At 75.3% G+C, this 20,889-nt stretch carries 24 protein-coding genes; 15 read left to right on the forward strand and 9 right to left on the reverse strand.

Annotated features, from left to right (window positions below):
• The first annotated feature begins 52 nt into the window (after positions 1-52).
• From FN207_RS24930 to FN207_RS24950, 5 genes are all read left to right on the forward strand, one after another.
• The gene (locus tag FN207_RS24930; RefSeq protein WP_142461158.1) at positions 53-502 is read left to right on the forward strand and encodes a MarR family winged helix-turn-helix transcriptional regulator; all 450 of its coding nucleotides are present in this window, start codon (positions 53-55) and stop codon (positions 500-502) included.
• Complete coding sequence (locus tag FN207_RS24935; protein ID WP_142461159.1) at positions 499-1,185, forward strand: hypothetical protein; 687 nt, start codon at positions 499-501, stop codon at positions 1,183-1,185. The genes FN207_RS24930 and FN207_RS24935 overlap by 4 nt, the downstream gene beginning before the upstream one ends.
• 10 nt (positions 1,186-1,195) lie before the next feature.
• A complete protein-coding gene (locus FN207_RS24940; protein ID WP_110005764.1) occupies positions 1,196-1,390 on the forward strand; it encodes a DUF3046 domain-containing protein in 195 nt (64 codons plus the stop codon).
• Between the two features lie 194 nt (positions 1,391-1,584).
• On the forward strand, positions 1,585-2,622 hold the full coding sequence (gene recA, locus FN207_RS24945) for a recombinase RecA (protein ID WP_142461160.1): 1,038 nt from the start codon (positions 1,585-1,587) through the stop codon (positions 2,620-2,622).
• An 8-nt stretch (positions 2,623-2,630) separates the two neighbouring features.
• A complete protein-coding gene (locus FN207_RS24950) occupies positions 2,631-3,344 on the forward strand; it encodes a regulatory protein RecX (protein WP_221888390.1) in 714 nt (237 codons plus the stop codon).
• Positions 3,345-3,370: 26 nt separating this feature from the next.
• Here FN207_RS24950 and FN207_RS24955 read toward each other — a convergent pair whose 3' ends face one another.
• The 5 genes from FN207_RS24955 to FN207_RS24975 form a co-directional block, all read right to left on the reverse strand.
• A complete protein-coding gene (locus FN207_RS24955) occupies positions 3,371-3,886 on the reverse strand; it encodes a PH domain-containing protein (protein ID WP_185938571.1) in 516 nt (171 codons plus the stop codon).
• A gap of 139 nt (positions 3,887-4,025) precedes the next feature.
• Positions 4,026-4,928: an amino acid ABC transporter permease gene (locus FN207_RS24960; protein ID WP_142461161.1), complete on the reverse strand. Its 903-nt coding sequence runs from the start codon at positions 4,926-4,928 to the stop codon at positions 4,026-4,028.
• Entirely contained in the window at positions 4,925-5,575 is a 651-nt protein-coding gene (locus tag FN207_RS24965; protein WP_142461162.1) for an amino acid ABC transporter permease, read from the reverse strand. The genes FN207_RS24960 and FN207_RS24965 overlap by 4 nt, the downstream gene beginning before the upstream one ends.
• Positions 5,576-5,649: 74 nt before the next feature.
• Positions 5,650-6,543 (reverse strand): glutamate ABC transporter substrate-binding protein, encoded by an 894-nt coding sequence (locus tag FN207_RS24970; protein ID WP_142461163.1) that lies wholly within the window; start codon positions 6,541-6,543, stop codon positions 5,650-5,652.
• Positions 6,544-6,565: 22 nt separating this feature from the next.
• On the reverse strand, positions 6,566-7,321 hold the full coding sequence (locus FN207_RS24975; protein WP_110908680.1) for an amino acid ABC transporter ATP-binding protein: 756 nt from the start codon (positions 7,319-7,321) through the stop codon (positions 6,566-6,568).
• A 134-nt stretch (positions 7,322-7,455) separates the two neighbouring features.
• On the opposite strand from FN207_RS24975, the gene miaB reads away from it, so the two are divergent.
• Positions 7,456-8,934 carry a tRNA (N6-isopentenyl adenosine(37)-C2)-methylthiotransferase MiaB gene (gene miaB / locus FN207_RS24980; RefSeq protein ID WP_142461164.1) on the forward strand — a complete coding sequence of 493 codons (1,479 nt, stop codon included), beginning with the start codon at positions 7,456-7,458 and terminating at the stop codon, positions 8,932-8,934.
• 16 nt (positions 8,935-8,950) lie between these two features.
• Here miaB and FN207_RS24985 read toward each other — a convergent pair whose 3' ends face one another.
• Positions 8,951-9,433 (reverse strand): GNAT family N-acetyltransferase, encoded by a 483-nt coding sequence (locus FN207_RS24985; RefSeq protein ID WP_221888391.1) that lies wholly within the window; start codon positions 9,431-9,433, stop codon positions 8,951-8,953.
• Positions 9,434-9,447: 14 nt separating this feature from the next.
• Complete coding sequence (locus FN207_RS24990) at positions 9,448-10,995, reverse strand: DUF349 domain-containing protein (RefSeq protein ID WP_246066367.1); 1,548 nt, start codon at positions 10,993-10,995, stop codon at positions 9,448-9,450.
• Between the two features lie 40 nt (positions 10,996-11,035).
• Here FN207_RS24990 and FN207_RS26590 point away from each other — a divergent pair, with 40 nt between their 5' ends.
• From FN207_RS26590 to dapF, 3 genes are read left to right on the forward strand one after another with little or no spacing between them, the layout of a single operon-like run.
• Positions 11,036-11,731 (forward strand): class III extradiol ring-cleavage dioxygenase family protein, encoded by a 696-nt coding sequence (locus FN207_RS26590; protein WP_185938574.1) that lies wholly within the window; start codon positions 11,036-11,038, stop codon positions 11,729-11,731.
• On the forward strand, positions 11,728-12,648 hold the full coding sequence (gene miaA / locus FN207_RS24995) for a tRNA (adenosine(37)-N6)-dimethylallyltransferase MiaA (RefSeq protein WP_221888392.1): 921 nt from the start codon (positions 11,728-11,730) through the stop codon (positions 12,646-12,648). Before FN207_RS26590 ends, miaA begins: the two co-directional genes overlap by 4 nt.
• On the forward strand, positions 12,645-13,532 hold the full coding sequence (dapF, locus tag FN207_RS25000) for a diaminopimelate epimerase (RefSeq protein ID WP_142461166.1): 888 nt from the start codon (positions 12,645-12,647) through the stop codon (positions 13,530-13,532). Before miaA ends, dapF begins: the two co-directional genes overlap by 4 nt.
• Here the strand turns inward: dapF and FN207_RS25005 are convergent.
• Complete coding sequence (locus FN207_RS25005) at positions 13,529-13,732, reverse strand: hypothetical protein (RefSeq protein ID WP_142461167.1); 204 nt, start codon at positions 13,730-13,732, stop codon at positions 13,529-13,531. The two genes, dapF and FN207_RS25005, sit on opposite strands and share 4 nt — an antisense overlap.
• Before the next feature lie 152 nt (positions 13,733-13,884).
• Here FN207_RS25005 and hflX point away from each other — a divergent pair, with 152 nt between their 5' ends.
• From hflX to FN207_RS25020, 3 genes are all read left to right on the forward strand, one after another.
• Entirely contained in the window at positions 13,885-15,387 is a 1,503-nt protein-coding gene (gene hflX / locus FN207_RS25010) for a GTPase HflX (RefSeq protein ID WP_142461168.1), read from the forward strand.
• Positions 15,388-15,499: 112 nt separating this feature from the next.
• A complete protein-coding gene (locus tag FN207_RS25015) occupies positions 15,500-16,264 on the forward strand; it encodes a phosphatase PAP2 family protein (RefSeq protein ID WP_246066368.1) in 765 nt (254 codons plus the stop codon).
• Positions 16,236-17,330, forward strand: coding sequence for a flagellar basal-body rod protein FlgG (locus tag FN207_RS25020; RefSeq protein WP_246066369.1), 1,095 nt, complete (start codon positions 16,236-16,238; stop codon positions 17,328-17,330). The genes FN207_RS25015 and FN207_RS25020 overlap by 29 nt, the downstream gene beginning before the upstream one ends.
• A 28-nt stretch (positions 17,331-17,358) precedes the next feature.
• Here FN207_RS25020 and lexA read toward each other — a convergent pair whose 3' ends face one another.
• Entirely contained in the window at positions 17,359-18,135 is a 777-nt protein-coding gene (lexA, locus tag FN207_RS25025; RefSeq protein WP_142461169.1) for a transcriptional repressor LexA, read from the reverse strand.
• Between the two features lie 250 nt (positions 18,136-18,385).
• Here lexA and FN207_RS25030 point away from each other — a divergent pair, with 250 nt between their 5' ends.
• From FN207_RS25030 to nrdR, 3 genes are all read left to right on the forward strand, one after another.
• On the forward strand, positions 18,386-19,021 hold the full coding sequence (locus FN207_RS25030) for a LysM peptidoglycan-binding domain-containing protein (RefSeq protein WP_142461170.1): 636 nt from the start codon (positions 18,386-18,388) through the stop codon (positions 19,019-19,021).
• Between the two features lie 118 nt (positions 19,022-19,139).
• A complete protein-coding gene (locus FN207_RS25035) occupies positions 19,140-19,754 on the forward strand; it encodes a hypothetical protein (RefSeq protein ID WP_142461171.1) in 615 nt (204 codons plus the stop codon).
• A 503-nt stretch (positions 19,755-20,257) separates the two neighbouring features.
• A complete protein-coding gene (gene nrdR / locus FN207_RS25040; protein ID WP_110908669.1) occupies positions 20,258-20,803 on the forward strand; it encodes a transcriptional regulator NrdR in 546 nt (181 codons plus the stop codon).
• Positions 20,804-20,889 lie beyond the last annotated feature (86 nt).

Here is a 20,889-nt window from a genome sequence, read left to right on the forward strand (position 1 = left end):
AGCCTAGGCCGTCCTATATCGTGAAGTTACTTCACGGTGTAGGAGGTTCACGATGACGGACGCGCGCATCGCCGCGCTCGACCGGGTCCTCGAGGTCACCGTCCTGCTCGGCCGGGACATGACGGCGTCACTGGCGGGCGAGGGCCTCACCGTCGCCCGGACGACGCTGCTGTGGCGGCTGCGCGAGACCGGCCCGAGCACCCAGCGCGCCCTCGCCGATGCCCTCGGCGTCAGTGCCCGCAACGTCACCGGCCTGGTCGACGGGCTGGTCGAGGCGGGCCTGGTCACCCGGGAGCCGCACCCCACCGACCGGAGGGCCACCCTCGTCACCCCGACCGCCCGGGCCGACGAGCTGCTCGCCGGGATGGCGGCCGGGCAGGCCGAGCTCGCCGACCAGCTCTTCGGCGGCATGTCGCCGGAGCGGTTGGAGGGGCTGGTCTCCGGCCTCGACGAGGTCCTCGAGCGGCTGCGCGTCCTGGTGCCCGGCGGGGCGGCGTCGTGACCGTCGCCGGCCTGCTGCGGAAGGCGGTCACCTTCGAGATCGGCATGTGGTGCAGCCTGTGGCGCTGGGTGCGGCGCCGTCCCGACGTGCCGGCCGGTGCCGACGCCTTCCCCTACGCCTCGGCCGTCACGCCGGTGCTGTGGACGTTCATCGTGCTGTCGGCCGTGGAGATCCCGCTGGTCGACTGGCTGCTGCCGTGGCAGTCCCTGCGGATCGCGCTGCTGGTCGTCGGCGTGTACGGCCTGCTGTGGATGATCGGCCTGCTCGCGTCGATGGAGGTGTACCCGCACTCGGTCGGCGACCACGGCCTGCGGGTGCGGTCCGGGTTCGCCGTCGACGTCCGGGTGCCGTGGGAGGAGATCGTCGCGGTGCGGGCCCGGCGGCGCAGCGTCGAGGGCTCGCGCACGGTCGTCGTCGAGGAGTCGGGGGAGCGGCGTGCGGTGTCGGTGACGGTCATGTCCTCGACCCAGGTGGACGTCGAGCTGCGGACGCCGCTGGTGCTGCCGCTCGCGCGCACCCGCGGCCGGCCGGTGACCGAGCTGCGGCTGGCCGCCGACGACCCGGCCGCGCTGGTCCGCCGGCTGCGGGCCGGGCTCGCCGACCACGCCGCCCGGACCGACGCGGCGCGGGTCGACGCCGCCCGGGCCGACGCGGCTGCTCCGGCCGACGGGGACGCGCGCTAGCGTCGGGGACGTGCGCCTGCAGGAGTTCTGGTCCCGGTTGGAGGCCCAGTTCGGGTCGATGCGGGCGCAGAGCGTGGCGCGCGACCACGTGTTCGCCGTCCTCGGCGGCCGCTCCGCGGTCGAGGCCATCGACGCCGGGGTGCCGGTGCGCCGCGTGTGGCTGGCGATCTGCGAGGAGTACGACGTGCCGCCGAAGGACCGCTGAGCCCGTTCCCGCACGCGGGCGGCGGCGTGTCACTCGACTCGAACACGTGTTCGCCCTACAGTGGCACCGCGTCCACAGGGGGGTCGTCCCTCCACAGGTCGAGTCGGTCACCCGAAAGTGTCAGACCCCCGGCCTAGCGTCGCCTCCGACACCGCTTCGACTCCACGACACGCGACTTCCCGAAGGTGAGCACCATGGCAACGCTCGACCGCGACAAGGCCCTCGACATGGCCCTGGCCCAGATCGACAAGCAGTTCGGCAAGGGCTCGGTCATGCGGCTGGGCGACAACCCGGCCCAGGCGATGAAGGTCATCCCCACGGGCTCCATCGCCCTCGACATCGCGCTCGGCATCGGCGGCCTGCCCCGCGGCCGCGTCATCGAGGTCTACGGGCCGGAGGCCTCCGGTAAGACCACCGTCGCCCTGCACGCGGTGGCCAACGCCCAGGCCCTCGGCGGCATCGCCGCCTTCATCGACGCCGAGCATGCGCTCGACCCCGAGTACGCCCGGGCCATCGGCGTCGACACCGACGCCCTGCTGGTCAGCCAGCCCGACACCGGTGAGCAGGCCCTCGAGATCGCCGACATGCTGATCCGCTCCGGCGCGCTCGACGTCATCGTCATCGACTCCGTGGCGGCCCTCGTGCCCCGCGCCGAGATCGAGGGCGAGATGGGTGACAGCCACGTCGGTCTGCAGGCCCGCCTGATGAGCCAGGCGCTGCGCAAGATCACCGGTGCGCTCAACAACTCCGGCACCACCGCGATCTTCATCAACCAGCTGCGCGAGAAGGTCGGCATCGTCTACGGCTCGCCCGAGGTCACCACCGGTGGCCGCGCGCTGAAGTTCTACTCCTCGGTGCGCCTCGACGTCCGCCGGATCGAGACCCTCAAGCAGGGCACCGAGGCCGTCGGCAGCCGGGTCCGCGTCAAGGTCGTCAAGAACAAGGTCGCGGCTCCGTTCAAGCAGGCCGAGCTCGACCTGCTGTGGGGCCACGGCTTCAGCCGCGAGGGCGGCCTCATCGACGCCGGCGTCGAGCACGGCTTCATCCGCAAGTCCGGCGCCTGGTACACGTACGAGGGCGACCAGCTCGGCCAAGGCAAGGAGAACGTCCGCACCTTCCTGCGGGACAACCCCGACCTCGCCGACGAGATCGAGAAGAAGGTCAAGGAGAAGCTGGGCGTCGGCGCCACGCTCGACGCGCCGGCCGAGGCCCCTGCCGCGGTCGACTTCTGAGCGACCTCGTGAGCGGCTGGTCCGGTTCGAGCCCCGAGTGGGCCGACCCCGAGCAGTCCGACCGACCCGCCGGCCGGCGTGGTCGCGGTCCTCGCGACCGCGCCGGCCGCTCCCGGCGGCGGGCCGGGTCGTCCCCTGACCCGGACGACCCGGCCGCCGCCGACCCGGGGTCCGGCGGCCCCCGCGACGGTGCCGCCGACGACCAGGGGGACCCGGAGTCGGTGGCCCGCGCCATCTGTCTGCGGGCCCTGACCGGGTCGGCCAAGACGCGTCAGCAGCTGGCCGACCTGCTGGAGCGTCGCGGGATCCCCGAGGACGCCGCGTCCGCCGTCCTCGACCGGTTCGGCGAGGTCGGTCTCATCGACGACGCCGCCTTCGCGCGCGCCTGGGTGACCTCCCGGCAGACCGGCCGTGGCCTGGCCCGCCGGGCGCTGCGGGCGGAGCTGCGCCAGAAGGGCGTCGACGGCGAGGACGCCGAGCAGGCGCTCGCGCAGGTCGACGACGAGGACGAGCGCGCCTCCGCCCGGCACCTGGTCGAGCGCCGCCTGCCGTCACTGCGCCGGGTGGACCGGGTCACCGCCACCCGCCGCCTCGTGGGGATGCTGGCCCGCAAGGGCTACAACGGCGGCCTGGCCGGCGCGGTGGTCCGCGAGGTCCTCGACGAGACCGCCTTCGGGGACGACGACGCCGACCCGACCGCCTGGGGCTCCGAGGACGACTGAGCCCGTAGGGCCTGGACCGCCGGTGCTCAGCCAGCCAGCGGAGCGGCGAGCTGGGCGGGCATCGCCTGGGTGGCGAGCGACTCGGCGGGCACGGCCTGCAGCGGCATCGCCTGGGTGACCAGACCGGCGGCTGCGGGACGGCCGGTCCAGGCGGTGAGGTCCACGGCGACGCCGTCGGGCGCCTCGTCGTCGGCGACCAGCCACTCGCCCTCGCCCTCGAGCCCGGCGGCCAGCCACTGCTGGATCTGCTGCTCGAAGGTGCGGTCGGGCATCACCGCGGGCCGGCTGACCGGGCCGAGGAAGGTCAGGTCGCGCTCGGTGCCGTCGGCGTGCCGCAGCACCACGCGGCAGCGCGCCCGGCGGTGCCGCGCCGGCGGCACGGCCTCGCGGACGACGGCGGACCCCGCACCGGCGGCGATCGCGAAGTGCGGTGCGGCCGCACGCAGGCGGTTCACGAAGTCCTGGGCGACGTCGACCTGACCGTCGGGCAGGCGCACCATCGCCGGCAGCGGCGGCACGACGGGGCGGAGAGCGGTGTCCACGGAGCACCTCTCGGCAGCCCGGCGGCCCGGCCTGACCACCCGCGTGGTCCGCGCGGACGGCGGGACGGGCGGGACTCGCCGTGACCGTCCCGTGTCCGAGCGGCCGGCGGCGCGGCCGGACGGACCCAGGACGGCCTGGTCAGGCCTTGGTGACCGTCCCGCCGCCGCCACCCATCTGCACGTCGGCCGGCAGTTCGACCTCGTCGACCGCGGCCGCCTTGGCGCTGCGGCGGGTGCGCTTCTCCACGTACTTGGCCAGCGTGGAGAGCAGCACGTTGACCACGATGTAGATCAGCCCGGCGGCCACGTAGAGCTGGAAGGTGTACCGGTTGCCGAAGCTGAAGTTGAAGAACTCGACCAGGCTGCGTGCCGTCCGCAGCAGCTCGAAGTAGGCGACGATGAAGCCCAGCGAGGAGTCCTTGAGCAGGACGACGAGCTGGGCCACCAGGACCGGCAGCATCCGGCGCACCGCCTGCGGCAGCAGGACCAGCGTCATGACCTGGGTCTTGCGCATGCCGAGGGCGAAGGCCGCCTCCTGCTGCCCGCGGTCGACCGACAGGATCCCGGCCCGGAAGATCTCGGCCAGCACGGCCATGTTGTAGAGCGTCAGGCCCAGGACCAGCGCGCGGAACGCGCTCATCGGGACCCCGACCGTCGGCAGGAACAGCAGGCAGAACAGGATGAGGATCAGCAGGGGCACGGCCCGGAAGAACTCGATCACCAGGCCGACCGGGACCCGGACCCAGCGGTGGTCGGACAGCCGGCCCACGGCGAGCAGCGCGCCGAACACGGTGGCCAGCACCATGCCGACGGCGGCCACGCTCAGCGTGTTGAGCAGGCCCTCCCAGAGCGCCTGCGGCACCCCGGACGCCGGGTCGAACAGCACCGCCCACCGGTCGGGCTCGAGCTGGCCGTTGACGTAGAGGCGGGAGAGCGCGAGCCCCACGAGGGCCGCGATGACGAGGGCGCCGACGACGGTGCCGATGCGCTGCCGGCGGCGGGCGCGCGGCCCCGGCAGGTCGAACAGGACGCTGCTGCTCATCGGACGATCGCCACCCGGTTCTCGATCACCCGGATGAGCCAGGCGGAGGGCAGTGTGATGACCAGGTAGCCGGCGACGACGGCGGCGAAGACGGCCAGGAGCTGGTCGGCGTTGACGTTGGCCAGGCGCTGCAACGAGGCGGTCAGTTCGGTGACGGCGAAGCCGGCGGCGATCGAGGTGTTCTTCGCCAGGGCGATCCACACGTTGCCCAGCGGCGGGACGACCGTGCGGAACGCCTGGGGGAGGACGACCTGGCGCAGCGCCTGCCCGAAGGTCAGCCCCAGGGCCCGGGCCGCCTCGGCCTGTCCGGGCGGGACGGCGTTGATGCCCGAGCGCAGCGCTTCGCAGACGAAGGCCGCGGTGTACAGCGACAGGGCGGCCACGGCGGTGATGAACCGGCTCGGGAACTGCAGGTCGATCTCCACGATCCCGAACGCGAGGAAGAAGAACACCACCGTCAGGGGGGTGTTGCGGAAGACCTCGACGTAGAACGTGGCCAGCCCGCGCAGGGGTGGCACCGGGCTGACCCGCATGCCGGCGAGCACGGTGCCCAGCACGAGGGCGCACACGCCGCTGACGACCGCCAGGGAGAGCGTCGTGAGGAACGCGCTCCACAACAGATCGGAGTTGTCGCTGAGGAACTGCACCGCGCCCTCGATCAGTCAGGGGCGTGACGCCGCCGGGGGAGCCCCCCGGCGGCGTCACGGCCGGTCGAGTGGGATCAGTACCGGTCGACCGCCGGGGGCTCGGGAGCCTCCTCGCCGGTGATCGAACCGGCGGTGCGGTCCCACGCGTCGGCGTAGCGGCCGTCCTCGAACGCCTCCTCGAGGACGTCGTTGACGAAGTTCCGGAAGTCGGTGTCACCGAGCGCCAGGCCGATGCCGTAGGGCTCCTCGGTGAACGGGTTGCCCACCAGCTCGAAGGCGCCGTCGCTGCCGGCCACCAGGCCGGTGAGGATGACGTTGTCCGTGGTCACCGCCTGCACGTTGCCGTTGCGCAGGTCGTCGGCGCACTTCGAGTAGACGTCGTAGGTGGTCAGCTGCGCCTCCGGGTAGTTGTCCCGGATGTTCTGCGCGGGGGTCGAGCCCTCGACCGAGCAGACCGTCTTGCCCGCCAGGTCGTCGGGGCCCTCGATGCCCTCGGGGTTGCCCTCGGCGACCATGATGTCCTGGCCGGCGAGGTAGTACGGGCCGGCGAAGTCGACGACCTGCTTGCGCGCGTCGTTGATCGTGTAGGTCGCCACGACCATGTCGACCTGGCCGTTCTGGATGAACGGCTCGCGGTTGGCCGACACCGTCTCGGTCCAGGTGATGTCGTCCTCGGCGATGCCGAGCTCGGCCGCGATGAGCTTGGCGATCTCGACGTCGAAGCCCTCGGGGTCCCCGGACTGCGGGTTGAGCAGGCCGAAGCCGGGCTGGTCGTACTTGGTGCCGACGGTGATGGTGCCGGCCTCGTTGAGCGCGGCCATCGTCGACCCGGCGGGGAAGTCGACGTCCTCGGCGACGGTGGGTGCGGCCGAGGACTCCTCGGCCGCCTGGTTGCCGGCCTCGCTGGAGCAGGCGGCCAGGGTCAGGCCGAGGGCGGCGAAGGCCGCGATCCTCCGGGTGCTGCGCATGGGTGTGTCCTCCCGTGGGTGGTCAGTGGTTGAGGATCTTGGAGAGGAAGTCGCGGGCCCGGTCCGAGCGCGGCGCGGTGAAGAAGGTCTCGGGGTCGGCGGTCTCGACGATCCGGCCGCCGTCCATGAAGACCACCCGGTTGGCCGCCCGGCGGGCGAAGCCCATCTCGTGGGTGACGACGATCATCGTCATGCCGTCGCGGGCGAGCGCGATCATGACGTCGAGGACCTCGTTGATCATCTCGGGGTCGAGGGCCGACGTCGGCTCGTCGAAGAGCATGACCTTGGGGTCCATGGCCAGCGCGCGGGCGATGGCCACGCGCTGCTGCTGACCGCCGGAGAGCTGCGCCGGGTACTTGTCGGCCTGGGCGCTGACGCCGACGCGCTCGAGCAGCTCGCGCGCCCGCTTCTCGGCGTCCGCCTTCGAGTGCCCGCGCACCTTCGTGGGGCCGAGCGTGACGTTCTGGAGGATCGTCTTGTGGGCGAAGAGGTTGAAGCTCTGGAAGACCATCCCGACGTCGCTGCGCAGGCGGGCGAGCTGCTTGCCCTCGTCGGGCAGCCGCTGTCCGTCGATCGAGATCTCGCCCTTCTCGATCGACTCGAGCCGGTTGATCGTGCGGCACAGCGTCGACTTGCCCGACCCGGACGGGCCGATGACGACGACGACCTCGCCGCGGTCGATCGAGAGGTCGATGTCCTGCAGCACGTGCAGCTCGCCGAACCACTTGTTGACGCCGGTCAGCTGGACGAGAGGTCCTCCGGTCTGCTGGCTGGTCACGTAGGGACCCTAGGGCCGGACGGGGACGGGGAGGTCCCGGGGTCATCACGAAGCCGTAACGACGTCGGTCACGCCCCGTGACCGGCATCGCTCGCCGCAGGCGGACGGCAGGGCGCCGTACCCTCGTCAGCGCCATGGGAACCGAGCTCGCCAGCCCGCAGCGCACCTACCGGGTGCGCACCTACGGGTGCCAGATGAACGTGCACGACTCCGAGCGGCTGTCCGGGCTGCTGGAGGCCGCCGGCTACGCCGCCGCCCCCGAGGGCCAGGACGCCGACGTCGTCGTCCTCAACACCTGCGCGGTGCGCGAGAACGCCGACAACCGCCTCTACGGCAACCTCGGCCACCTGCGCCCGGTGAAGGACGCGCACCCGGGCATGCAGATCGCCGTCGGCGGGTGCCTGGCGCAGAAGGACCGCGGCGAGATCGTGAAGCGGGCGCCGTGGGTCGACGTCGTCTTCGGGACGCACAACGTCGGCTCCCTGCCGGCGCTGCTGGAGCGGGCGCGGCACAACGCCGAGGCGCAGGTGGAGATCGCCGAGGCGCTCGAGGTGTTCCCGTCGACGCTGCCGGCGAAGCGGGACTCGGCCTACGCCGGCTGGGTGTCGATCAGCGTCGGGTGCAACAACACGTGCACGTTCTGCATCGTCCCGGCGCTGCGCGGTAAGGAGAAGGACCGCCGGCCCGGCGAGATCCTCGCCGAGGTGCAGGCGCTCGTCGACCAGGGCGTCCTCGAGGTGACCCTGCTCGGGCAGAACGTCAACGCCTACGGCGTCGAGTTCCGCGACCGGGGCGCGTTCGCCGACCTGCTGCGTGCCACCGGCCGCATCGAGGGCCTGGAGCGGGTCCGCTTCACCAGCCCGCACCCGCGGGAGTTCACCGACGACGTCATCGAGGCGATGGCCGAGACCCCCGCGGTCTGCCACCAGCTGCACATGCCGCTGCAGAGCGGGTCCGACGACGTGCTGCGCCGGATGCGCCGCGGCTACCGGCAGGACCGCTACCTCGGGATCATCGACCGCGTCCGCGCCGCGATGCCCGACGCCGCCATCACCACCGACGTCATCGTCGGCTTCCCCGGTGAGACCGAGGCCGACTTCGAGCAGACCCTCGAGGTGGTGCGGCAGGCGCGCTTCGCCAGCGCCTTCACGTTCCAGTACTCCAAGCGCCCCGGGACGCCGGCCGCCGAGATGGACGGCCAGCTGCCCAAGGAGGTCGTGCAGGAGCGCTACCTGCGGCTGACCGCGCTGCAGGAGGAGATCAGCTGGGCGGAGAACCGCGCGCAGGTCGGCCGCACGGTCGAGCTGCTGGCCGCGGCGGGGGAGGGCAGCAAGGACGCCCGGACGGGGCGGATGAGCGGGCGTGCCCGCGACGGCCGGCTCGTCCACTTCGCCGGGGGCGCGGGCGTGCGGCCCGGCGACGTCGTCGAGACCGTCGTCACCGCCGCCGCGCCGCACCACCTGGTCGCCGACGGCCCGCTGCTGTCGCACCGGCGCACCCGGGCCGGCGACGCGCACGAGGCCGGCATCCGGCCCTCCACCCCGGGTGTGGCGCTCGGCATGCCGGGGATCGGCGTTCCCGAGCCGCTCCCGGCGTCGACCGGCGGGTGCTGACCGGGACCGGCACGCGTCAGCCGGCCCGCCGCTCCATGCACACCAGGCCGGGCCGCGGATCCCACGACGGGCAGTCGACGAACCCCGCACGGCGGTAGAGGTCGAGCGCGCCGGTCCGCCACTCCCACACGCTGAGCCGGACGGTGTGCGCGCCGGCGTCGCCGGCCCGGCGGACCGCATCCTGGACCGCCAGCTCGCCGAGTCCGCGGCCACGCCGGTCCGGGTCGACCCACAGCCGCTTCAGCTCCACGGTCGCCCGAACGGGCATCGGGGCGAGGACGTACATGCCGGCCACCGCTCCGCCCGCGTCCAGCAGGTGGAGCGTGCCCGACGCCGGCCCCGCGTCGGCGATCTCGGCGCGGTAGGCGGCAGGGAGCCGGTCGACGTCGTCGACCGGACGGCCCTTCTCCCGCTCGGTCGCCCGGTGGTAGGCCGCGAGCATCCGGCGGACGACGGCGGCGTCCCCGTCGTCCGCCGGACGGACGACGACGTCCGGCACCGGCCCCGTGTGCGTCAGCGGCGCGAGGCGGTCTTCTCCGCCTCGGCCAGCCACTCGCGGCGGGTCTCGAGGTTCGCGCGTGCCTCCTCGATGCGGCGGGCGTTGCCGGCGGCCTCGGCCTTGGCCAGCTGCTCCTCGGCCTTGGTGACCGCGGCGCGCATGGAGGCGACCATCGGGTTCTCCGGCGCGGTGCGCACCCGGCCGGCGTCCGACGCCCCGCGCACCTTCTGCTCGACGGCCTGCATGCGGTCCTCGAGCGAGCGCATCGCCCCGCGCGGCACGTGGCCGATCGCGTCGTAGCGCTCCTGGATCCGGCGCAGCGCGGCCTGGGCCCCGCGCAGGTCGGTGGAGGGGTCGAGCTTCTCGGCCTCGGCGAGCAGCTCCTCCTTCGCCTGCTGGTTGGCCAGTTGCTCGGAGTTGCGCACCTTGTCCGACTCCGCGCGGGCGGTGAAGAAGACGTCCTGCGCGGCGCGGAACTGCTTCCACAGGTCGTCGTCGCCGTCGCGGCCGGTGCGCGGCACCGCCTTCCAGCGGTCCATGAGCGAGCGCATCGCGGCGCTGGTGGGTCCCCAGTCGGTCGACGTCGCCAGCCGCTGCGCCTCGGCGATGAGCTCCTGCTTGGCGGCGCGCGCCTCGCCCTTCTGCGCGTCGAGGGCGGCGAAGTGCGCGCCGCGGCGGCGGCCGAAGGCGTCCCGGGCGGCGGCGAAGCGCGTCCACAGCGCCTCGTCGGTCTTGCGGTCGATGCCGCGGATCGTCTTCCACTCCTCGACGATCGCCTTGAGGCGGTCGCCGGCGGCCTTCCACGACGTCGACTCCGCGGCGATCTGCTCGGCCTCGGCGGCCAGCGCCTCCTTGCGGGCGATCTGCACGGCGCGGGCGGCGGCCTTCTCGGCGCGCGACTCGGCGGCCGCGGAGTCGGCGGTGCCGACCATCGCCCGGGCGCGGGCGGCCAGGCCGTCGAGGTCGCCGACGGCGGTGGCGGCCGGGATCGACTCGGCCAGCGCCTGCGCCTTGGCCTTGAGCTCGTTGGGGTTGCCGGTGTGCGCCTTCAGCCGCGCCTCGAGCAGCGAGACCTCGGTGGCCAGGTCGTCGTAGCGGCGGGCGAAGTGCGCCAGCCCCGCGGCCGGGTCACCGGCCTGCCACGACCCGACCGCGCGCTCGCCGTCGGCGGTGCGCACGTAGACGGTGCCGTCCTCGTCGACCCGGCCCCACTGCGCGGGGTCCGACACCGCCTCGGCGGCCGGCGCGGGCGCCGACTCCGACGGGGCGACGTCGCCGGGGGTCACGGACTCGGGGACGACGGACTCCGGTGCCGCCTCCTCGGGGGCCGCCTCCTCGGGGGTGACCTCCGGTGCGACCGCCTCGGGGGCCGCCTCCTCGGGGGTGACCTCCGGTGCGACCGCCTCGGGGGTGCTCTCGGTCGCCGTCGGGTCGGCCAGCGCCGCCTCCCCGGGGGTGGGCGCGGCGGGCGTCCCGGCCTCCGGGGTCACCGCGTCGGGACCGGTCGTCTCGGGCGGGGGGACCTGCTGCGACCCGTCTCCGGGGTTCTCCGTGCTCGACACGCACCGCAGTGTCCCACGCCGCATCGGCGACACTGCTGCGGTGAGCAGCCCGCCCGCCGCACCGGTCCCGGTCGCCTTCTGCCCGTGCCCGCCGCTGCTGCTCCCCGAGGTCGCCGGCCGGGCCGCCGCGGACACCGCCGCGCTGCGCGCCGCGTGCGCCGCGGCGGTCGAGGCGCTCGTCGCCGGTCGGCCCGACGCCGTGGTGCTCGTGGGCCCCGGCACGGACGGGCGGTACGGGCCCGGCGACGGCGGGGACCTGCGGGGCTTCGGCGTGGACCTCGACGTGCCACTGGACGGCGCCGTGCGCTCCGGCGGTCGGCGGCTGCCGCTGTCTCTGACCGTCGGCGCCTGGCTGCTCGACCGCGCCGGGTACGCCGGCGCCCGCGTCGGGACGGCGCCGGAGGACCTCGCCGCCGTCGTCGCGGAGCTGCCCGGCCGGACCGGCCTGCTCGTCATGGGGGACGGCTCGGCCCGGCGCAGCGAGAAGGCGCCCGGGCACCTCGACCCGGCCGCCGCGCCCTTCGACGCCGCCGTGGCCGCCGCGCTCGCCGCGGGGGACGCCGCCGCGCTGGCCGCGCTCGACCCGGCGGAGGGAGAGCGGCTGCTGGTCGCCGGCGTCTCGTCCTGGCGGGCGGCCGGCGCGCTGCTGGCCGGCCGCGACGTCGACGCCGCCCTGCTGTTCGACGGCGCACCGTTCGGCGTCGGGTACCTGGTGGCGTCGTGGACGGCGCGGTGACGCTGCCGCCCGTGGTGGCCGTCGTCGGACCCACCGCCACCGGCAAGACGGCGCTGGCGGTGACGCTCGCGCAGCGGCTGGGGGGCGAGGTGGTCAACGCCGACTCCATGCAGCTCTACCGCGGCATGGACATCGGCACCGCCAAGCCCGACGCCGCCGAGCGGCAGGGCGTGCCGCACCACCTGCTCGACGTCTGGCCGGTGCGGCAGGCGGCGTCGGTGGCGGAGTACGCCCGGATGGCCCGGGCGGAGATCGACCGGCTGCGGGCGGCGGGCGTGCTGCCGCTGCTGGTCGGCGGCTCGGGGCTCTACGTGCGCGCCGTCCTCGACGACCTCGACATCCCCGGTACCGACCCCGCCGTGCGCGCCCGCCTGCAGGCCGAGCTGGACGATGTCGGCCCCGCCGCGCTGCACGCCCGGCTCGCCGCCGTCGACCCCGACGCCGCCGCGGCCGTCCTGCCCAGCAACGGGCGGCGGATCGTGCGGGCGCTGGAGGTCGTCGAGATCACCGGCCGCCCGTTCCGCGCGACGCTGCCCGAGCCGCGGCCGCACTACCCGGCGGTGGTCGTCGGCCTGGACCGCGAGCCGGCCGAGCTCGACGCCCGGGTGGCCGAGCGGGTCGACCGGATGTGGGCCGCCGGGTTCGTCGCCGAGGTGGAGCGACTCGCGGCCGACGGCCTGCGCGAGGGCCCGACCGCCTCCCGGGCCCTCGGCTACGCGCAGGTGCTGGCCCAGCTCGACGGCGACCTGACGCCCGCCGAGGCGCGCGAGCGGACGGTCGCCACCACCCGCCGGTTCGTCCGCCGGCAGCGCTCCTGGTTCCGCCGCGACGCGGCGACGACGTGGTTCGACGCCGCCCGTCCCGACCTCGCCGACGCGGTCGGGGCGCTGGTCGCCGGCCGTACGATCGGGCGGTGAGCGACCGGTTCCTCCTCGGGCACGGCACCGAGAACGACTTCGTCGTCCTCCCCGACCCCGACGGGGACCGCTGGCCCGAGGACCGCCTCGACGCCGCCCTGGTGCAGCGGCTGTGCGAGCGCCGCTCCGGCCTCGGCGGCGACGGCGTCCTGCGGGTGGTGCGCAGCCGGTCCGTGCCCGACGCCCCCGCCGTCCTCGGCGAGCACCTCGACGACTGCGAGTGGTTCATGGACCACCGCAACGCCGACGGCTCGCACGCGGAGATGTGCGGCAACGGCATCCGGCTGTTCCTGCACGTGCTGGTCACCGAGGGACTGCTCGACCGCGCCGCCTGCGCCGACGGCGTGCTCGTGGGCACCCGCGGCGGGCCGCGGCGGGTGGGCGCCGGTCCCGACGGCACCTACTGGGTCGACATGGGCCCGGCCCGGCCCTTCGGCCGCGGCGAGGCCACCGTCGCCGGGCAGGTGTTCCCCGGGCAGGCGGTGTCGATGGGCAACCCGCACCTGGTCTGCCCCACCGACGCCGACATCGACGCCCTCGACCTCACCCGGCAGCCCGGCTTCGACGCCGCGCTGTTCCCCGACGGCGTCAACGTCGAGTTCGTGCGGGTGCTCGCCGCCGGCGCGGAGGGCGCCGACGCGCACGTGCGGCTCCGGGTGCACGAGCGCGGGGTGGGGGAGACCCGCTCCTGCGGCACCGGCGCCTGCGCCACGGCCTACGCGGCGCTGGCGGCGGGGTCGGAGGAGCCGCAGCGCGGCACCGTCGTCGTCGACGTCCCCGGCGGGCGGCTGACGGTCGACGTGTCCCCGGAGACGACGGTGCTGCGCGGCCCCGCCGTCGTCGTGGCGGCGGGCGAGCTCACGCGGGAGTGGCTGGCTCCCTAGGGGGCGTCGGGGGTGTCGGCGCGGGTCTCGGGCTCGTCGGTCGGCGCCTCGGGCTTGTCGCCGGGGCCCACGTTGCCGGTGCCGCGCGGCTCGCCGCGGCCGGTGTCCTGGTCGGCGCCCCCGAAGAGGTTGCGCGGCGGGTCCAGGCCGGCGGGGTCGCGGCCGGGGTCGTCGGTGCCGGCGTCGCTGCTGGTGCTCACGGGGGCCTCCCTGCGTCGTGGTCGTCGTCTCGCCCCTACCCGCCTCCCCGCGGGATGCACCTGACCCGTTCCGGTGTTGTACCGGTCGTATGACGACTGCAGAGACGACAACCCAGGTGACCGGGGACGGCATGCGTGCCACGCTGGACCCGATGACGACCGCACAGAACCGCGCCGTGCTCGCTGCCGCGCAGGACCGGGCCGAGCGCGCGGAGGGGGCGCCCCCGTCCGCGGAGGAGACCCTGCGCCCCGCGCCCGCCGGCCAGTGGGACGAGACCGACGACACCACCGGCTCCTACGACCTCGAGGCCCGTGGCGCGCTGCGCCGCGTGGCGGGGCTCTCCACCGAGCTCGCCGACATCAGCGAGGTCGAGTACCGGCAGCTGCGCCTCGAGCGCGTCGTGCTCGTCGGCGTGTGGACCGAGGGCACCCAGGCCGACGCCGACCGCTCGCTGGCCGAGCTCGCGGCGCTCGCCGAGACCGCCGGCTCCGAGGTGCTCGAGGCGGTGAGTCAGCGGCGCGACAAGCCCGACGCCGGCACCTACGTGGGGTCCGGCAAGGCCGCCGAGATCCGCGACATCGTCGCGTCGACCGGCGCCGACACCGTGATCTGCGACGGCGAGCTGACCCCGGGCCAGCTCAACGCGCTGGAGAAGATCCTCAAGGTCAAGGTGGTCGACCGGACCGCGCTGATCCTCGACATCTTCGCCCAGCACGCCACCAGCCGGGAGGGCAAGGCGCAGGTCGAGCTCGCCCAGATGCAGTACATGCTGCCGCGCCTGCGCGGGTGGGGTGAGTCGCTGTCCCGGCAGGCCGGTGGCCGTGTCGCCGGCGGTGGCGGCATCGGTACCCGCGGTCCCGGTGAGACCAAGATCGAGACCGACCGGCGACGGATCCGGTCCCGCGTGAGCAAGCTGCGCCGCGAGATCGCCGGCATGGCGACCGCGCGGGCCACGCAGCGCTCCGGCCGCGACCGCAACTCCGTCCCCAGCGTGGCGATCGCCGGGTACACCAACGCGGGCAAGTCCAGCCTGCTCAACCGGCTGACCGGCGCGGGCGTGCTGGTGGAGAACGCGCTGTTCGCCACCCTCGACCCGACGGTGCGCCGGGCCCAGTCGCCCGACGGCCGTGAGTACACGCTCACCGACACCGTCGGCTTCGTGCGGCACCTGCCGCACCAGCTGGTCGACGCCTTCCGCTCGACGCTGGAGGAGGTGGCCGGCGCCGACCTGCTGCTGCACGTCGTCGACGGCGCCGACCCCGACCCGCTGGGCCAGATCGACGCGGTGCACGTGGTGCTCCGCGAGATCGACGCGGCGGCGGTGCCCGAGCTGATCGTCGTCAACAAGGTCGACGCCATGACCGAGGACGACGTGCTCACCCTGCGCCAGGCGCTGCCGGGCGCGGTGTGGGTCTCGGCCCGCACCGGTGAGGGCATCGAGCGGCTGCGCGAGATCGTCGCCGCCCGGCTGCCCCACCCGGACGTCGAGGTCGAGGTCCTGGTGCCCTACGACCGCGGCGACCTGGTGGCCCGCGTCCACCGCGACGGCGAGGTCCTGAGCGAGGAGCACGAGGCGTCGGGCACCCGTCTCACCGCCCGCGTCGACGGCGGTCTGGCCGCCGCGCTCGAGCGGTTCGCCGTCCCCGTCGGCTGACCCCGTTCTCCCGCATCCGCCCGGGTGCCCGGCTCCACGCCGGGTGCCCGGGCGGCTCGCCGTCCGCCACCGCTGAGGTCACGGAGGGGTCACGGGCCGGTACCGTGACCAGGTGACCAGCGGCCGTGTGAGCAGCGCCGCTGTGCGGCGCACTCCCGGCGCGCCGTCCGGGGAGCCGGAGGAGGCCGGAGCCCGGCCCGAGCCGGTCGTGAGCCCCGGCCGCCCGTCGTGGTGGCTGCTGCTCGTCGCGTTCGTCGTCACCGTCGGCGTGACCGCCGACCTGCTCAGCCGCGGCGTGCTCGAGCGGCTCGACCTCGAGGTGTCCGAGGTGGTCAGCGCGTGGGACCTGCGCGACTCCCCGGCGTACTGGCCGGTCTGGGCGGTCACCCAGATCGGCGGGCGCGGCACCATCCTCATCGTGCTGACCGCCCTGGTCGGGTGGCTGTGCGTACGGCGGCGGACGGTGGCGCCCCTGCTGCGGGTGCTCACCGCGCTGGCGCTGCTCACGGTGGTCGTCTACGCGTTCAAGTTCGGGACCGGGCGCACGGCGCCGGCCTATCCCGGCTCCTTCTTCCACCGCGACGGCGCCAGCTACCCCTCCGGGCACGTGGCCAACGCCGTGCTCATGTGGGGCGTGGCCTACTGGCTGGCGGTCGAGTACCGCATGGGGCCCCGGGTGCAGCGCTCGCTGTGGTGGCTCGCCGTCGTCGGGCCGGTGGCCACCGGGATCGCGATGGTGTCCCTGGACTTCCACTGGGTCACCGACGCCGTGGTGGGCGCGGCCGTCGGGGTGCTGCTGCTGGGCGTGGTTCACGCACTCGACGCACTCGTGGTGTCACGCTGGGCGAGTGCCCGAGCCGGCCGCCCCCCCGCGTAGCGCCGTCGCGCGCTCCCGCCGGGCACCGGCGCTCCTGCTGGCGCTGGGGCTGCTGACCCTGGACCTGGCGGTCCTGACCGCCGCGCCGGCCGCCGCCGAGGAGCCGGCGGCCCCGTCGGTGCGCTGCCAGGTCACCGACCCGCGGCTGGCCGAGCTGTCCGGGCTGGTCGACGTCGGCGACCGGATGCTGGCGATGGTCGACGGCGGGGACGAGATCGCCGTGTACGTGCTCGACGTCGGGTGCCAGGTCGTCGACGTGACCACCGCCGCGCTGGACCCCTACGACCCGGAGGACCTCGGCGTCGGCGCCGACGGCACCGTGTGGTTCGCAGACACCGGCGACAACAACGCCACCCGCGCCACGGTCGCGCTGATCGCGCTGCGGCCCGACGGCGGCACCGCGCTGTACCGGCTGACCTATCCCGACGGGCCGCACGACGCCGAGGCGCTGCTGCTCGCCCCCGACGGCACCCCGTACGTGGTGACCAAGGAGGTGCTCGGCGCCAGCCACGTCTACCGGCCCGCCGCACCGCTGGTCGACGGCGGCACCGTGCCGATGACCGACGTCGGCACCGTCGCCTTCACCCTCACCGGCACGCCGGGCGGGCCGGTCGGGCGGGCCGGGCAACTGCTCGTGACCGGCGGCGCGGTCGCGCGCGACGGCAGCCGCATCGCGCTGCGCACCTACACCGACGCCTACGTCTGGCCGCTGGCCGGCTCCGACGTCCCGGCCGCGCTGGCCGCCGAGCCGGTGCGGATCGCGCTGCCCGACGCCCCGCAGGGCGAGGCGGTCTCCTTCACCGCCGACGGCAGCGCTCTGCTGGTGGCGGGGGAGGGCGTGCCCGGCGACGTCACCCTCGTGCCGATCCCGGCGGCCTCGGCCCCGACGGCTGCGAGCGGGGGCGGCGCCGCGGACCCGTCGCTGTCGGCGCTGCTCGACGACGGGGGCACGGGACCGTCGCCGGTGACCGCGGGGATCGCGGCCGCGCTCGTCGCGACGGTGCTGGTGTGGATCGGCGGGCGCATCCGCCGCCGTCGCTCGGGCGGTCCTCCCGCCGGCGCCTGAGCTGCCGCGCCGGCGGGCGGACCGCCGGTCAGACCCGGCGCAGGACGGTGACGACGCGGCCGAGGATGGTGGCCTCGTCGCCGGGGATCGGCTCGTAGGCCGGGTTGTGCGGCAGCAGCCAGACGTGCCCGTCGCGGCGCTTGTAGGTCTTCACCGTGGCCTCGCCGTCGAGCATCGCGGCGACGATCTCGCCGTTCTCGGCGCTGGGCTGCTGGCGCACGACCACCCAGTCGCCGTCGCAGATGGCCGCGTCGACCATCGAGTCACCGGCGACGCGCAGCATGAACAGCGTGCCCTCGCCGACGAGCTCGCGGGGCAGCGGGAACACGTCCTCGACCGCCTGCTCGGCGAGCACCGGGCCACCGGCGGCGATACGTCCCACCAGCGGCACGTAGGTGGGGGCGGTGGTGCCGTCGGGCGCCGCGGCGGCCGCCGGCGCGGCCTCGGCCGTGGCGTCGCCGGGGAGCCGCACGTCGAGGGCGCGCGGGCGGTTGGGGTCGCGCCGCAGCCAGCCCTTCTTCTGCAGCACGGACAGCTGGTGGGCCACCGACGACGCCGAGGACAGGCCGACGGCCTCACCGATCTCGCGGACCGAGGGCGGGTAGCCGCGCCGCTCGATCGAGTCGCGGATGACCTCGAGGACCCGGCGCTGGCGCTGGGTCAGCCCGTCGCCGCCCTCGCCGCGGTCGGGGAAGGTGCGGACCGCGCCCGCGCCGTCGGCGACCGCGGTCTCGCCGGCCGGGGTGGCCGCCCGGCGCGTCGCCCCGCTCCGCGTGCCCTGGCCGGTCCCGCTCGTGCCCGCCACGTCTCCTCCTCGCCGGCCGCGTCCCGCGGCCGTTCCGTCGACCGCCCGGCCCTGCGGACCGGTCGGCGGGCGGTGCGCCCGCACGGACCGTAGCGCGTGGACCGCGCAGGTTCAAACGTGTGTTCGAAGGACACGCCGCGCCGGCTCGATCCCGTCGTCGCCGTGCGGTAGACATCCGCACACACGTTCGAAGTCGAACGCGTGTTCGATGCGGTGGGCCAGTCGGTGGGTCAGTCGAGGAGGAGCGGTCATGGGCGGCGTGCGGCAGGCAGTGCTGGAGTTCGACGCGGCGGTCCGGGTCCCGTGGCGGCCGTTGCTCGGGGACGCCGGTGGCCCCGGCGGGACGCGACCGGCCGGCCGGCCGGCGCAGGCCCCCCGGGAGGCGCGGGTCCCGCGGGCAGCCGTGCCCGGCTCCGGCCTGCGGGTCACCGGGCACCTGCGGCCCGTCCCCGACCTGCCGGCCCCCCAGGCGGCGCGGACCTCGGGCCCGTCGGCCGAGGCGCCGCGCTCCCGCCGCGACCCGGCCCGCCCCGGTGGCCGGCCGGTGCGCTCGGGTCCGGCCCGCGGCGACGCCCGCGTCCGGTGCGCGCCCGACCCTGCGCCCGTGCGGCTCACCCGCCGCGGCCGCCGCCTGGTGGTCGCGCTGGTGCTGGCGGCGGGTGTCGGCGGTGCGGCCCTGGGGCGGGAGTTCCTCGCGCCCGCCCCGGGCCTGCACCTCGCGGGGGAGAGCAGCCTCGTCGTCGAGCAGGGGGACACCGTCTGGTCGATCGCCGGGGAGGTGGCCGGCCCCGGCCGGGACGTGCGGGCCGTGGTCGACGCGATCCAGGAGCTCAACGACCTGGAGGGGTCCGCGCTCGTCGTGGGCCAGGTCCTGCGCCTGCCGTAGGTGTCCCGGCCGGAGTCGTCATCCCTGAGAAGTGACGAGACGGCGTCGGTGAGTTCGTCAACCATCCGGGCCCGGTCGTTCACCGGCCGCGGTCGCTAGGACACTTACGGTCAGGAGCGTGTCAGCAGCCGTGAACAGCAGCGCAACGGTGTCCTTCCGGTCCGCGCAGGACGTCGAGGTCCTGGTGGCCGGCGACGGGATGGACGGCGCCTGGGCGCCCGGCGCCATGCTCGGCTGGCGGGTCGACCCCACCGACGGCTGCCAGGCGCTCGTCCGGCTGCGCGACGCGGCGCCCGGACAGGAGGCCTGGACCGACCTCGCCGCCGTGCGACTGCCCGAGCGGCACCTGTCCCTGGCTCCCGACCTCGCGGAGGCGTCCGCAGGCACGCCGGGGACGGTCGTCATGGTCGTGGCGGGGCAGCCCGCCGTCGCGCCGGGTGCCCGCGCTCCCCGACGCGCCACCCGGAGGCACGGCGGCGACGTCACCGCCGAGCAGCCCGCCGTCCGCCCGGCCGCCGCGGGCCGCCACCGGGCACCCGCCGGCTCTGGGCGACACCGGGCGGTCACCACCGAGATGCCGCGCGTCACCTGTGCCGCGCCCGCCGCTGAGGCGCCCGCCGGCCCGGCCGTGGAGAGCACGGGGGAGCCGGACCTGCTGACCCGGCCGATCCGGCTCGGCGACCTGGTGCCGAACCCGCGCGGCGGCCGGCCCGCGGTCCGGCCTCCGGCCTGATCCGGCACCGGGCACCTGCCCGGTCCGCGCCACCGACGGCGCTCTGCCCCCTTCGGCTCCGCGCCCGCGCCGGTTCCTCCCGCTCGTGCACCGGCGCGCAGCGGCGGTCGGCCGGCGGTCCTGTGGTGCCCGCGGGATACACCCGCGCGGGCGCCGTCGCGCACCGACACGCACGAGCTCCCGGCGTGTCGTGTGACGGGTGGGGAGCGTGGTCGCGCCTGGTCACCACCGGGTCACGAGCGCATCTCGACGGAACAGACACGCGGATCCCCGTCTTGCAGATGTAGTGGAGCGCGGCCTACTGTCCCCCTACATCTAGTAGTTGCACCTCTGGAACTCATCCACAGGCCGTCCTCAGGACCTCCACGGGAAGTCCACCGGATGTCCCCAGGGGGGTCCACAGGAGACCGGCAGCCGGGCGGCCCGCCAGGGCCCGCCGGCACGAGCCGCCCGCGACCGGGGGACCGGTCCGGACGAGGAACCCGCGGAGGAGGTGACCCGCAGTGCGCTGCCCGTTCTGCCACAACCCCGACAGCCGGGTGATCGACTCGCGCGAGGCCGACGAGGGGGCGACCACCCGCCGCCGCCGTTCGTGCCCGGCCTGCGGTCGCCGCTTCACCACCGTGGAGGAGGCGGTGCTCGCCGTCGTCAAGCGCAGCGGTGTCAGCGAGCCGTTCAACCGCGCCAAGGTCGTCGCCGGTGTGCGGCGGGCCTGCCAGGGCCGCCCGGTCGACGAGGACCAGCTCCAGCAGCTCGCCCAGCAGGTGGAGGACGCCGTCCGCGCCAGCGGCGTGGCCGAGGTCCCCAGCAACGAGGTGGGCCTGGCCATCCTGCAGCCGCTGCGGGAGCTCGACGAGGTGGCCTACCTCCGCTTCGCCAGCGTCTACCGCGCCTTCACCTCGGTCGAGGACTTCGAGAAGGAGATCACCGAGCTGCGGGCGCGCCACCACCGTGGTGGCACCCCGCCGCTGCCCGGGATGCAGATCGAGCCGCCGGCGCCCCGGCGCCGGGGCCCCGCCCGCAACCCCTCGCCCGCCCGCGACGGCTGACCGCCGTCCCCTGCCCCTCGACCCGCCGGCAGCGTCGCCGGCCCCGCACCACCCAGCAGCGCCACCCCGGCACCACCGTTCGCACC

Origin of the sequence: Geodermatophilus aquaeductus, assembly GCF_900182545.1 — a bacterium.
In the GTDB taxonomy this organism is placed as follows: domain Bacteria; phylum Actinomycetota; class Actinomycetes; order Mycobacteriales; family Geodermatophilaceae; genus Geodermatophilus; species Geodermatophilus aquaeductus.

Bases quoted from the DNA above. Each gene is read 5' to 3' on its own strand.
- FN207_RS24930 (WP_142461158.1), top strand. From the start codon at position 53: ATGACGGACGCGCGCATCGCCGCGCTCGACCGGGTCCTCGAGGTCACC.
- recA (WP_142461160.1), top strand. From the start codon at position 1,585: ATGGCAACGCTCGACCGCGACAAGGCCCTCGACATGGCCCTGGCCCAG.
- FN207_RS24960 (WP_142461161.1), bottom strand. From the start codon at position 4,928: ATGAGCAGCAGCGTCCTGTTCGACCTGCCGGGGCCGCGCGCCCGCCGC.
- FN207_RS24970 (WP_142461163.1), bottom strand. From the start codon at position 6,543: ATGCGCAGCACCCGGAGGATCGCGGCCTTCGCCGCCCTCGGCCTGACC.
- miaB (WP_142461164.1), top strand. From the start codon at position 7,456: ATGGGAACCGAGCTCGCCAGCCCGCAGCGCACCTACCGGGTGCGCACC.
- hflX (WP_142461168.1), top strand. From the start codon at position 13,885: ATGACGACCGCACAGAACCGCGCCGTGCTCGCTGCCGCGCAGGACCGG.
- FN207_RS25030 (WP_142461170.1), top strand. From the start codon at position 18,386: ATGGGCGGCGTGCGGCAGGCAGTGCTGGAGTTCGACGCGGCGGTCCGG.